This is a genomic window from Plantibacter sp. VKM Ac-2880 (assembly GCF_015351235.1).
In the GTDB taxonomy this organism is placed as follows: domain Bacteria; phylum Actinomycetota; class Actinomycetes; order Actinomycetales; family Microbacteriaceae; genus Plantibacter.
In genome coordinates, this window is sequence record NZ_JADKSJ010000002.1 from 1,141,315 (window position 1) to 1,153,888 (window position 12,574).

The window sequence follows — 12,574 nt, forward strand, 5'->3', positions numbered from 1 at the left end:
GGAACGACCCGCACGGCCCGCCGTTCGCAGCGCCCCCTCCCAGCCCATCCTCCGCCCCGCGTTCGTAGACTGGAGACCATGGACGACCTGTGGTGGCTCCCCTCGCTGATCGTCTTCGGCGGCGTCGGCATCATCGTCTGGCTCCTCCTCGCCTTCCTGCGCCGACGGAACCCGAAGACCCCGATCGCGTCGATCGACGACCTCCACCGACGGGCCGGGATCGCGCTCGTCCGCACCGACGACGCGGTCCGCGAGGCCGAGGACGAGGTCGGGTTCGCCGAGGCCGAGTTCGGACGCGAGGCCGCACGCGGATACGCCGCCGACGTCGCCTCGGCGCGGGCTGCACTCGGCGAGGCATTCCGACTGCGCCAGCTGCTCGAGGACGAGATCGCCGACACCGAGAGGCAGCGGCGCGAGTGGAACGAACGCATCGTCCACCTCTGCGAGGACGTCGAACGCACCCTCACCGCCCGCCTGCGCGGCTTCGCCGAGCGACGTGGTGCCGAGCGCTCCGCCCCCGAGCTCCTCGGAGACCTCGAGCGACGCATCGACCGAGCGCGCGAACGGCTGACCACGACCGGGCTCGCGATCGCTTCGGCCGCCGAACGGTACGCGGCGAGCGCCGTCGAGGACGCCCGGGTGCTCCGTCGCACCGCACAGACGACGGTCGACCAGGCGGCGGAGGACGCGCGGCACGCGGCCGAGCGGATCACGGACGGGCGCCCGACCGCTGCGGCACTCCACGGCCTCGGTCGGGAGCTGCAGCAGGCGGAGGACCGGCTCGACGCCGTCGAACGTGCACTCGCGGGCATCGGTGCCGCGGAGGCCGAGCTCGCTGCGGCGGCCCGAGAGCTCCGGACGGTCGTCGCCGAGGCGACGGAGCTCCGCGAGTCGGCGGAGCGACCGGAGACCGCCGACGTCATGGCCGGAGCGATCGACCGCGCGAACCGTGCCCTCCTCGAGGCCGAGTCGGCGACGTCGCCGGACGGCGAGCGCATCCTGCCGGATCCCGCTCGACGCCTCGAGACGGTGCGCGCCGCCGACATCGAGCTGGACGCCGCCCTCGCGACGGCTCGGAGTGAACGACGGCGCCTCGACAACGCCCGTGAGGCGATGCGTGGGGCGATGTTCACCGCCGAGAGCAACCTCCGTATCGCGGCCGACGTCATCTCGGCGCACCGCGACCGGGTGGGTGCCGACGCCAGGACCCGGCTCGCCGAGGCGAAGCGCCAACTCGCGCTGGCCGAAGCGGCCGCGGCCGACGATCCGGTCGAGGCGCTCGACGCCGCCCGCCGGGCGTCGCGGATCGCCCAGGACGCGGACGCCCTCGCACGGTACGACCTCGGCTGAGTACGCCCGCAGCCGACGGAGCCGGGTCGCCGGAAGCCGCCGCCGTCGGGCTCGTCGACGCGCCGCAGTGTAGGTCGTTCCGTCGTCGAGCGCCCGGCGTTTACGTTTCATCTCGAACTGTGACCCACCCTCGGTAACGTGACGAGCGTCGTCTCGAACACCTGTGGAGACTGTCCCCGTGCACGCACCAGTGCACCCACAGACAGATTCGAGGACCACTCATGACCGAGCACACCGGACCAGGACCGAGCGAGTTGCGGGAGTCGATCGCCGCCGGCAAACGGAAGCGTCGCACCATCCTGATCGGCGGGATCGCGGCCGTCGCCGTCGCCGCCATCGCGATCGCCGTCTCGGTCGTCATCGGTGGCCAGAACGGCGCCGCCGACGCTGCGACCGGATCCGGCGCATCCGCCGAACGACTCAGCGTGAAGATCGCCGTCTCCGAGGACACCCAGTTCCAGGACGCCGTGAAGGAGGTCGCCGCCGAGAAGGGGCTCGACGTCGAGTGGGTCAATGTGAAGGACTGGGTGCTCCCGAACACCGAGCTCGTCGCCGGCACCGTCGACGCGAACGCGTTCCAGCACATCCTCTACCTCTCAGCGTTCAACGCGGAGAACGACGCCGACCTCACGCCGGTGTTCTCGACGGTCATCACGCAGTGGGGCATCTTCTCGAAGACGCTCGGCGACGTGCAGGACCTCGCCGACGGTGCCCGGGTCGCGATCCCGGACGACCCGTCGAACGGTGGGCGCGCACTGAACATCCTCGCTGCGGCCGGCCTCATCGAGATCGCCGCTGACGCCGGCAACTTCCCGACCGTCGAGGACGTCACCGTCAACGACAAGAACCTCCAGTTCGTGCCGCTGCCGGCGACGAGCATCCCGCAGCAGTTCGACGACCCGTCGCTCGCCGCCGTCGTCGTCGGTACCTCGTACTTCGACCCCAGCCAGAACATCACGAAGGACGACGCGCTCTTCCTCGACGACTCGCTCTCCGAGAAGAACCTGCCCTACGTCAACGTCGTCGCCACCCGTGAGGACGACAAGGACAACCCGGCCTGGAAGATCCTCGAGGAGACCTACGCCGACCCGCGCGTCGCCGAGGCCCTCGACGACGAGTTCGCCGGGAACTCGATCCTCGTCCAGGTACCGGTGAAGGAGCTCCGCGACAAGCTCGCCGAGCTCCAGACCGAAGCCGGATAGGACGACCAGGCAGCGGCCGCCCGGGTCTCCCGGGCGGCCCTCCCGTGAGAGGAGCAACTATGAGTACCGCGATCACCTTCGAGGACGTCAGCAAGACGTTCGAGGTACAGGGCCGCGCCTTCGAGGCGCTTCGGAACGTCGACCTGACGGTCGAGCGAGGTGAGATCTTCGGCATCGTCGGCTACTCCGGTGCCGGCAAGTCGACGCTCCTGCGCACCGTCAACGCCCTCGAGCGCCCGACGACCGGACGGGTGGTCGTCGAAGGACTCGAGATCTCGGCGCTCACGGGATCGGCGCTCTACACGGCACGTCAACGGATCGGCATGATCTTCCAGCAGTTCAACCTCCTGGAGTCACGCACCGTCTACAAGAACATCGCCTACCCGCTGAAGCTCGCGAAGGTGCCGGAGGCCGAGATCCTCGACCGCGTGGAAGAACTCCTGGCGTTCGTCGGATTGAGCGACAAGGCGCTCGCCTACCCCTCGCAGCTCTCGGGTGGGCAGAAGCAGCGCGTCGGCATCGCGCGTGCCCTCGCCACGCGCCCGGAGATCCTCATCTCCGACGAGGCGACCAGCGCCCTCGACCCGCAGACGACCGGTGAAGTCCTCGAGCTGCTCCGACGGGTGAACGCCGAGTACGGGGTGACGATCCTGCTGGTGACCCACGAGATCGACGTCATCCGCGAACTCGCCGACCGGGTGGCCGTCATGGAGGACGGCCAGGTGGTCGAGCAGGGCAGCGTCTACGAGGTGTTCTCAGCACCTCGCACGGCGACCGCACGCCGGTTCGTCTCCTCCGTCCTGCACCACATCCCCTCCGAGGAGGTGCTTACGAAGATCCGGGCCGTGCACCACGGTCGGCTCGTGCAGCTGCACGTCGAGGACCGCGACACCAACCACCCGTTCCTCTCGCGGGTGGCGCGCGACAACGACATCGACTTCAACGTCGTGTTCGGCGGGGTCGACGAGCTCCAGGGCCGACTGTTCGGCAGCCTCACGGTCGAACTCCTCGGCCCGGACGACCGCGTCGACGCCGCCATCGACGGGCTCCGTGCCACGGCGACCGTCACCGCCATCGACCCGGGGCCGACGCCGCACTCCTCGGTCCCTGCCGCCCGCACCCCGGTCCCTGACGCCCGCCCCTCGGTCCCTGACGCCCACACCCCGGTCCCTGACGCCCACACCCCGGTCCCTGACGCCCAGAGCCCGGTCCCTGAGCCTGTCGAAGGGCACGCCGAGCACCCCACCATCCTGAAGGAGCACACCCATGCGTGACTTCGACCCGGAGGCGTTCTTCCCCCGTCTCCTCAAGGCCATCGGCGAGACGGGGCTGATGGTCTCCGTGGCCTTCGCCGTCGCGACCGTCATCGGAATCCTGCTGGGCCTGCTCCTCTACGCGAGCCGTCCCGGCAACCTGCTGCAGAACCGCCTCGTGTTCGGTGTCCTCAACTTCATCATCAACGTGATCCGACCGGTGCCGTTCCTCATCGTCGCGATCGCGCTCATCCCGCTGACGCGGCTCGTGTTCGGCACCGGGCTCGGGCCGCTGCCGGCGACGATCCCGCTCATCCTCGTCGCGAGCGTCGCGATCGGGCGCGTCTCCGAGTCGAACCTCGTCGCCGTCTCGCCGGGCGCCATCGAGGCCGGCGCCGCCATGGGGGCGAGCCCCGCGCGGGTGCTCTTCACGATCGTCGTCCCCGAGGCGCTCGGGCCGCTCATCCTCGGCCTCACGTACATCCTGGTCGCCCTCGTCGACGCCACCGCCGTGGCCGGTGTGCTCGGTGGCGGTGGGCTCGGCGACCTCGCCATGACCTACGGCTACCAGCGGTTCGACTGGATCGTCGTCGGCCTCGTCGTCATCACCCTCGTCGTCCTCGTGCAGCTCGCGCAACTGCTCGGCAACGTCCTCGCGAAGCGGGTGCTGCACCGATGAACGACACCGACTTCGACGCGTTCCTTGCCCGACTCTGCGGCGGCGCCGTGGCGCGCGAGACCGACCGACGCCTCCTGTTCGACGAAGTCGCCGAGCTCCGGCGGCTCGGCTTCGCCGCCGTCCGGGTCCCGCGGGAGTCCGGTGGTGCGGGGCTCACCGTCGAGCAGTTGTTCATCCGGCTCATCGCCCTGTCCGCCGCGGATTCGAGCCTCGGGCACGTCTGGCGCGGGCACATCCTGTTCGTCGAGTCGTTGCTCGCCTCGCCCGACACCGCCTACCGCGAACTCTGGTTCGCCCGACTGCGCGACGGCGACCTCGTCGGGAACGCGCAGTCCGAGCGCCATGCGACGGCCCACCTCGAGACCGTCCTCGACCGCGACGGCGACACCCTGACGATCACGGGCACCAAGTACTACACGACCGGCAGCATCTACGCCGACTGGATCCACCTGTCCGCCCTCGACGGCCCAGACCGGGTCGCAGCGACCGTCTCGGCGCACGACCCTGGAACCCGCTCGGTGGATGACTGGGACGGCTTCGGCCAACCGTTGACCGGGAGCGGCACGACCACGTTCGACCGGGTGCCGGTGGACCCTCGCGACCTCGTCGTCCACCGCGGCGACGCGGCGGCATGGCACCGCACCGGCGCGCTGCAGCAGCTCATCCTGCTCGGCGTGGTCGCCGGGATCGCGCAGCGCGCGCTCGAGGACACCGTCGACTATGTGCGGGCCCGGCGTCGCACGGTCGGGCACGCTGGCGAGCACCTTCCCAGCCAGGATCCGCTCGTGCAGGCGATCGTCGGTCAGCTGACCAGCGTCGTCCACACCGCCCGCGCACTCGTCCTCGCCGCCGCCAGGACCCTCGGCGAGCCGGACGGCGGTCCGGACGCCGCCCGCGAGACGCTGCTCGAGGTCTTCCGTGTCCAGCAGATCGTCCTCCCGCTCGTCCTCGACGCGCTCAGCCGACTCTTCGAGGTCGGCGGGGCCTCCGCCGTCGGTCGGGCGTCGGCGCTCGACCGGCACTGGCGGAACGTCCGCACGATCGCCTCGCACAACCCGGCCGTCCAACGGGCGGCTGCCCTCGGGCAGTTCGAACTGCTCGGCACCCTGCCCGAGTGGGAGGCCCCTGGCGCCCGGTCGGACGTGGAACCGGCGTCGGTCGCCGTGGACGGAGAGGCGTCGTGAGCGCGACGGCGATCGACCGGGATCTGGTCGCCCGCTTCGCTCCGCTCTTCGACGAACTCGGGCGTGACGCGGTCGAGCGGGAGCGCGAGCGCCGCCTGCCGTATGCCGAGGTCGAAGCGCTTCGTGCGGCCGGCTTCACCCGGGTGACCCTGCCGCATGAACACGGCGGTGAGGGTGCCACGCACGGCGAATTCTTCGAGCTGCTCGCGGAACTGGCCAGACGCGACCCGAACCTCGCGCAGCTGTTCCGCTCCCACTTCTCCTACATCGACCGCACGCTCCATGCGCCGGCCTCCGACGACCGGGAGGCACGCCTCGCCCGCCTCGCCGACGGAGCCATCGTCGGCAACGCGAGCCATGAGCGTTCGACCGCCAAGGTCGGGTCGCTCGCAACGCGACTCACCCGGACGCCGCAGGGACTGCGGCTGAACGGGACGAAGTTCTACAGCACCGGCACGCTGTTCGCCGACCTCGTCGGCGTCGCGGCCGAGGAGGACGGCGAGTTCGTCTCGGTGCTCGTGGACACGGGTGCCCCCGGCGTCGATCGGATCGACGACTGGACCGGATTCGGACAACGCCTGACGGGCAGCGGCACGACGGTGTTCACGGATGTCGCTGTCGATCCCTCGACCGTGATGAGACGCGAACCGGACCGGCCGTCACATGGTGGCGCGTTCGTGCAGCTGGTCCTGCTCGCCGCGGTCACCGGCATCGGGCGAGCGATCGTCGACGACGCCGCCGCGTTCGTCCGCGCACGGACGAGGACGTACAGCCACGGAGCTGCCGCCACCGCTCAGGGTGACCCGATCGTGCAGGAGGTCGTCGGCGAGCTGTCGGCGAAGTCCTTCGCGGCCGACGCGGCGCTGGCCGCGGCGACGACCGCGCTCGACCGTTCGAGCCGGGCGATCCTCGTTGGAGACCCGGAACGGGCCCGGGTGCAGCTCGCCGCCGTCGAGCTCGCCACGGCCCGAGCACAACTCGTGATCCTGCCCGCGGTGCTCGACGCGGCGACCGCCCTGTTCGACGTGGGTGGCGCCAGCGCCGTCGAGACGCACCTCGCGCTCGATCGGCACTGGCGGAACGCGCGCACGATCGCCTCGCACAACCCGGCCCGGTTCAAGGCGAGGGCGATCGGCGACCACCTCGTCAACGGCACGCCGATCGCCTCCTGGTGGAGCACCGGCGAGGCCTGACGCCAGTTGGTCCCTGAGCCTGTCGAAGGGCGGTCCCTGAGCCTGTCGAAGGGTGGTCCCTGAGCCTATCGAAGGGCGGTCCCTGAGCCTGTCGAAGGGCGGTCCCTGAGCCTGTCGAAGGGCGGCTCTCGCCTCCGACGAGCTCAGGGACCGGGGGCGGACTACTTCAGTCCGGAGAACGCGAGCCCGTCGATGACCCGGCGCTGCAGCACGATGAACAGGATCAGTACCGGCGCCATGGCGAGGATCGACGCCGCCATCATCACCGGGTAGTCCGTCGTCTTGTCGCTCGAGAGCGTCGCGAGGCCGGCGGCGAGCGGCATCGAGTTGGCGTACGTGGAGACCACGAGCGGCCAGAGGAGCTCGTTCCACGACCACAGCACCGTCGTGATCGCGAGCACACTGATGCTCGGCTTCGCGAGCGGGAGCATGATCTTCCAGAAGATCTGGAACGGTCCGGCCCCGTCGATCCGGGCGGCCTCCTCGAGTTCCGTCGGCAGGTTCAGGAACGCCGTCCGCATGAGGAAGGTGCCGAACGCGCTGAAGAGCCCGGGTGCGACGATGCCGAGCGTGGTGTTCAACCAGCCGAAGCCCTGCACGATCTGGTACTGCGAGATGAGGTACGCCTGCGACGGCACCATGAGGATCGACAGCGTCACGGCGAGCAGGATCGTGCGCCCCCGGAACCGCATGCGGGCGAACGCGTACCCGGCCATGGTGCAGAGGACGATCTGCGCAATGGTCCGGATGACCGTGATGAGGATCGACGTGCGCAGCTGATCGAGGAACGGGAGCCGTTCGAACACGGCGGCGTAGTTCTGCCACTGCAGTTCCGCCGGCCAGAACGTGGGGACCACGCTCTGCACCTCCGCGTTCGTCGAGAGCGACATGATGATCTGCCAGATGAACGGGAACGCCATGATGAGGCCGCCGACGCCGAGCACGATGTGGGCCACGACGTGGGACCCGCGCCGTTGGCCGGGACGACCGGCGTCGCGGCGGCGGGCGGAGGCAGCGGTCGGTCGGCCGGATCCCGGGACGGTGACGGCGCGAGTGGTGAGCGGCGCCGTCGCGGTGAGTTGCTCAGTCATGGTTCACCCATCGTTTCTGGAGCCGGAACTGCAGGAGCGTGACCAGTCCGATGATCAGGAAGATCACGATCGCGATGGCTGAGGCGTACCCCTTGTCGTTCTGGACGAAGCCCTGGTCGTAGAAGAAGTAGACGAGCGACATGCTCTTCGGGAGCACCGGGTTCGTGCTGCCGAGGATCGCGTACAGCAGGTCGAAGAGCTGGAAGCTCGAGATGACCGTGATGATCGTGACGAAGAAGATGCTCGGGGTGAGCAACGGCACGGTGATGGAGCGGAACTGACGCCACCGGGTCGCCCCGTCGAGCTCGGCCGCCTCGTACAGTTCGGGCGCGATGTTCTTGAGGCCGGAGGCCAGGATGATCATCGAGAAACCGAGCGAGGACCAGAGGCCGACGATGGCGACGGCGAACATCGCGGTGCCCGGGGTGCTGATCCAGTACGGACCATCGACGCCGACGAGCGACAGCGTGTAGTTGAGGATGCCGAAGTCGCCGTTGAAGATGATGCGCCACACGATCGCGACGGCGGTCGGCATCGCCACGTACGGCAGGAAGAAGAGCACCCGGTAGAAGCTCGCGAAGCGGAGGCCCGGAAGGTTCAGCAGGCTGGCGAGGTACACGGCGATCGGGATGCCGAGGAGGACGACGGCCGTGTAGATGAGGGTGTTGCCGAGCGAGGCGTAGAGCCGTGGGTCGGCGAACAGTCGCACGTAGTTCTCGACGCCGGTGAACGTGGTCCCGCCGAAGACGCCCCACTCGGTGAACGAGTAGTAGGCGGTCTGGATCATCGGCCAGATGAAGAAGACGCCGATGCCGGTGAGGAGCGGGAGGACGAACGCCCACGGCCAGGCACCGTCGCCGCGGGCGGCACCCCGCCGGGCCGCTCTCGATGAGGAGAGCGGCGCCGACGGGGTGCGCATCACGGTCTGACCGGTCACTTCTTGGCCAGGGCGGCGTTCATCTGCTCGGCGATGTCCTTCGCCACGTCGGAGACGGGCCTGTCGCCGCTGAACGCCTCGGGCAGGAGTTCGACCTCGAGCGCGTTCCAGGCTGCGGTGTTCTCCGAGACCGGCAGCGGCTTGGCGTAGTCGAGGGCGTCGAGGAAGACCTGCAGGTTCATCGTGGGGTAGGAGTCGACGAAGGACTGCTGGGTGCCGGTGAACGCGGGGATGACGGCACCGAGGTCGCCCTGCTGCTGCTGGGCCTCCTCGCTCGCGAGGAAGACCTGCAACGCCTGGGCTGCCTGCTTGTTCTTGCTGGCGGAGGCCACGACGTTGGAGACGCCGTGGATGACCGTCGCCTGCTCCTTGCCGATCGGCAACGGGAAGGCCTGCGTGGTGGCGGCGACGTCGGACTCGCCGATGAGTGGCCGCAGCCAGCTGCCGCCCCAGTACATGGCGACCTTGCCGGAGGTGAACCACTGGTCGGCCGGGGTGTCCGTCAGCTGCTGCATGTTGGGCGAGGAGCCGTTCGCGATGAGGTCCGTCCAGAACTGGAGCCCGGCCTGTGCCTCAGGGCTGTCGTACTCGGACTCGGTCTGGTCGGCGTTGATGACCTCGCCACCCGCCTGCAGGATCGTGTTGTAGTACGTGGTCTGGCCGTCCATACCGCCGGCGGCCCCGTAGACGCCCTGGTCCTTCAGGTTCGTCGAGATCGTCTGTGCTGCGGTGTCGAAGTCGTCCCAGGTCCAGTCGTCGGCGGGCAGGGCCACGCCGGCCTGCTCGAACAGGGCCGTGTTGACCCAGACGCCCACGGTGTCGAAGTCCTTCGGCACGCCGTACTGCGTGTCGTCGAGCGAGTACAGCTCGTTCAGGGCCTCGGGGTAGTTCTTCGGGTCGATGTCCCCCGCCTTCACGGCGCCGGTGATCGGCTCGATCTTGCCGTTGGCCGCGTAGACCTGGAAGTTCGGGCCGTTCAACCAGAAGAGGTCGGGGAGCGTGTCGCTCGAGGCCTGCGTCTGGAGCTTCGACCAGTAGGACGCCCACGGCGTGACGTTCACATTGACGGTGATGTCGGGGTAGACCTCGTTGAACGCCTCGATGTTGGCGTCGATCGCCGCGACCTGGGCCTGATCCCACACGCCGTAGGTGATCTCGGCCTTGAGGTCTTTCGGGGCTGCGGCGTACTCGCCGCCGGTCGCGCCGCCGCCCCCGGTGCTGCATCCGGCGGTGAGGGCTGCGGCGGCCAGCAGGCCGATGCCGCTGACGACGGCTCGGCGACGGGCGCGGCCACCGGGTGATGAGGTGCGGTTCGTGAAGAACGAAGGCATGACGGGAGTCCTTTCGAGGTGCGCTACCGGGTGGCGGCGTCGAGGGAGTGCGGTGCAGTGCGGGAAGGCGTCGCGGTGCTGGTGGTGAGGGAGGAGAAGTACTCGACGAGCGTCGGGTCGAGGGGAGGCACGTCGAGCGGGATCGAACCGTTCCGGAGCGAGTGCGCGGCGAGCGCACCGGCGGCGACCGCCTGCCGTGCGGCGACCGGGGACAGCGTCGTCGGGGTCCCGTCGGCCACGAAGGCGAGGAACTCGTTCATGGTGTCGACGTCGGCGTCGGCGTGCCCTTCCTCGACGCCCGCGATCGGGTACTCGGCGTCACCCTCGGTGCTCCAGGTGCGTCGACGGTTCCAGACCTTGACCGTCCCTCCGGCGGTGTCACCGATGTTCTCGAGCCGGCCGTGCGTGCCGATGACGGTGTAGTTCCGCCAGTAGTCGGGGGTGAAATGGCACTGCTCGTAGCTGGCGGTGATCCCACCCTCGAGCGTCATGAGCATCATCGAGACGTCCTCGACGTCGACCACCGGGTTGAGTCCGCGCTGTGCCTCGGGCGGCCAGTTGTCGTAGGAGAACCAGTCGGCCATGGTCTGGCCGCTGCGGTCTTCGCGGTCCTCGACGTCGCCGTACACGGCGAGGTCGCCCATCGCGACGACGCGTCGGGTGTAGGCCCCCGCGAGGAAGTGCACCACGTCGATGTCGTGGCTCGCCTTCTGCAGGAGGAGGGTGTTCACGCGCGAGCGGTCGGCGTGCCAGTCCTTGAAGTAGTAGTCGCCGCCGTTGCCCACGAAGTGGCGTACCCACACGGACTTGACCGCCCCGATGTCGCCCCGCTCGATGATCTCGTGCATGAGCCGGACGACCGCCGCGTGCCGGAAGTTGTGTCCGACGTAGAGCGGTGTCCGCGACTCGTAGGCGGCCTGGAGCACGGCATCGGCGTCGTCCAGCGTGATCGCGAGCGGCTTCTCGAGGTACACGGCGATACCGGCGCGCAGCAGGTCGACCGCGATCTCCTTGTGGGTCCAGTCGGGGGTCGTGACGATCGCGGCGTCGACGCCGCCCTGCGCGATGAGCGCCTGGTGGGAGTCGAAGACGTCGAGGTCGTCGCCGAACATCTGCCGCGCGCGGCTGCGGCCGATCTCGGTGGTGTCGACCGCTGCGACGATCGCCGCCGGCGTCGGGCTCGCGGCCACGTGTTCCGCGATGTACGCGCGCTGACCGGTGCCGATGACGGCGACCCGGAGCCCGGTGGGGGTGGTGGCTGGTGCGTTGCTCACTCGATCACATCCGCTTCCTTGCGTGAAGTTGATTCATATGATGCCAAAACGATCATGAAATGACAATAGGCGATCACAGCGATCACGCAAGGGGCTCGGCGGATGCGGTGCAGAGGTTTTACCGCGCCGAAACATGTGGAGCGGGGTCGCACTTCGACAGGCTCAGTGACCAGGAGGGGATCGCTCGGTGGTCGGAAGGAGGCTCGGCGACCGGAGGGGCCCGGGAAGCCGCGGGATCCGGGAACGGGCAGACCGCCCGCGGTCAGTCGGCGATGATGAGTTCGACGCCGGCCGTGGCGAGTGCCTCGGCCAGGGCCGGATCCACCGCCGCATCGGTGACGAGCACGTCGATGCGGTCGAGCGGGCAGATGCGGGCGAAGGTCGCCTTCGTCATCTTGGTGCTGTCGGCCACGACGATGACCCGCTTCGCCACCTTCACGAACTCCTGGCTGACCGCGGCCTCGCCCTCGTGCAGGGTGGTGGCGCCGAACTGCGCGCTCAGTCCGTCGACGCCGAGGATCGCCACGTCCAGGGCGATCTCCGCGAGCGCACCGGCGACGAGCGAGCCCACGAGTTCATACGATTGCCGACGGGCGACACCACCCGTGACGACGATCTTCACGTGCGACCGGACGGAGAGCTCGTAGGCGATGTTCAGCGCGTTCGTGACGATCGTGACGGACGCGTCGCCGTCGGAACGGACGAGGTGCTCGCTCCGACCGATCACCCGCGCGACCTCGCTCGTCGTGGTGCCACCGTTCAGTCCCACGGCGTCGCCCACGTTGATGAGGGTGGCCGCCGCCTTCGCGATGGCCCGCTTCGCGTCGGCCTGCCGCGCGATCTTGTACTGCAGCGGCAGCTCGTAGCCGGTGCCGAGCGCCGCGGCGCCGCCGTGGGTCCTGGTGACGAGGCGCTGCTCGGCGAGTGCCGTGAGGTCGCGTCTCGCGGTCGCGGCGGAGATGCCGAGCGCTTCACCGATCTCGGCGATCGTCACGTTGCCGCGTTCGCTCACGAGCTCGAGCAGGGCGTTGAGTCGCTGTTGCTGCGTCATCTGTCCTGCATTCCGGATCGAGTCGGGCG

At 69.3% G+C, this 12,574-nt stretch carries 11 protein-coding genes; 6 read left to right on the forward strand and 5 right to left on the reverse strand.

Annotated features, from left to right (window positions below; all coding sequences use genetic code 11):
* The first annotated feature begins 78 nt into the window (after positions 1–78).
* The 6 genes from ITJ57_RS17430 to ITJ57_RS17455 all read left to right on the forward strand — a co-directional run bounded on the left by ITJ57_RS17430 (position 79) and on the right by ITJ57_RS17455 (position 6,861).
* Complete coding sequence (locus ITJ57_RS17430; RefSeq protein ID WP_194671260.1) at positions 79–1,350, forward strand: hypothetical protein; 1,272 nt, start codon at positions 79–81, stop codon at positions 1,348–1,350.
* Between the two features lie 221 nt (positions 1,351–1,571).
* Complete coding sequence (locus tag ITJ57_RS17435) at positions 1,572–2,552, forward strand: MetQ/NlpA family ABC transporter substrate-binding protein (RefSeq protein ID WP_194671261.1); 981 nt, start codon at positions 1,572–1,574, stop codon at positions 2,550–2,552.
* Positions 2,553–2,611: 59 nt separating this feature from the next.
* The gene (locus ITJ57_RS17440; protein WP_194671262.1) at positions 2,612–3,826 is read left to right on the forward strand and encodes a methionine ABC transporter ATP-binding protein; all 1,215 of its coding nucleotides are present in this window, start codon (positions 2,612–2,614) and stop codon (positions 3,824–3,826) included.
* Positions 3,819–4,484, forward strand: coding sequence for a methionine ABC transporter permease (locus ITJ57_RS17445; protein ID WP_056011000.1), 666 nt, complete (start codon positions 3,819–3,821; stop codon positions 4,482–4,484). The genes ITJ57_RS17440 and ITJ57_RS17445 overlap by 8 nt, the downstream gene beginning before the upstream one ends.
* On the forward strand, positions 4,481–5,668 hold the full coding sequence (locus ITJ57_RS17450) for an acyl-CoA dehydrogenase family protein (RefSeq protein WP_194671263.1): 1,188 nt from the start codon (positions 4,481–4,483) through the stop codon (positions 5,666–5,668). The genes ITJ57_RS17445 and ITJ57_RS17450 overlap by 4 nt, the downstream gene beginning before the upstream one ends.
* A complete protein-coding gene (locus ITJ57_RS17455) occupies positions 5,665–6,861 on the forward strand; it encodes an acyl-CoA dehydrogenase family protein (protein ID WP_370582477.1) in 1,197 nt (398 codons plus the stop codon). The genes ITJ57_RS17450 and ITJ57_RS17455 overlap by 4 nt, the downstream gene beginning before the upstream one ends.
* Positions 6,862–7,022: 161 nt before the next feature.
* Here ITJ57_RS17455 and ITJ57_RS17460 read toward each other — a convergent pair whose 3' ends face one another.
* From ITJ57_RS17460 to ITJ57_RS17480, 5 genes are all read right to left on the reverse strand, one after another.
* Complete coding sequence (locus tag ITJ57_RS17460) at positions 7,023–7,952, reverse strand: carbohydrate ABC transporter permease (protein ID WP_194671264.1); 930 nt, start codon at positions 7,950–7,952, stop codon at positions 7,023–7,025.
* The gene (locus ITJ57_RS17465; protein WP_370582478.1) at positions 7,945–8,889 is read right to left on the reverse strand and encodes a carbohydrate ABC transporter permease; all 945 of its coding nucleotides are present in this window, start codon (positions 8,887–8,889) and stop codon (positions 7,945–7,947) included. The genes ITJ57_RS17460 and ITJ57_RS17465 overlap by 8 nt, the downstream gene beginning before the upstream one ends.
* Entirely contained in the window at positions 8,886–10,220 is a 1,335-nt protein-coding gene (locus ITJ57_RS17470; protein WP_194671265.1) for a sugar ABC transporter substrate-binding protein, read from the reverse strand. The genes ITJ57_RS17465 and ITJ57_RS17470 overlap by 4 nt, the downstream gene beginning before the upstream one ends.
* A gap of 23 nt (positions 10,221–10,243) precedes the next feature.
* Positions 10,244–11,494 carry a Gfo/Idh/MocA family protein gene (locus ITJ57_RS17475; RefSeq protein ID WP_194671266.1) on the reverse strand — a complete coding sequence of 417 codons (1,251 nt, stop codon included), beginning with the start codon at positions 11,492–11,494 and terminating at the stop codon, positions 10,244–10,246.
* A gap of 262 nt (positions 11,495–11,756) precedes the next feature.
* A complete protein-coding gene (locus tag ITJ57_RS17480) occupies positions 11,757–12,545 on the reverse strand; it encodes a DeoR/GlpR family DNA-binding transcription regulator (RefSeq protein WP_056010991.1) in 789 nt (262 codons plus the stop codon).
* Between the last annotated feature and the right edge of the window lie 29 nt (positions 12,546–12,574).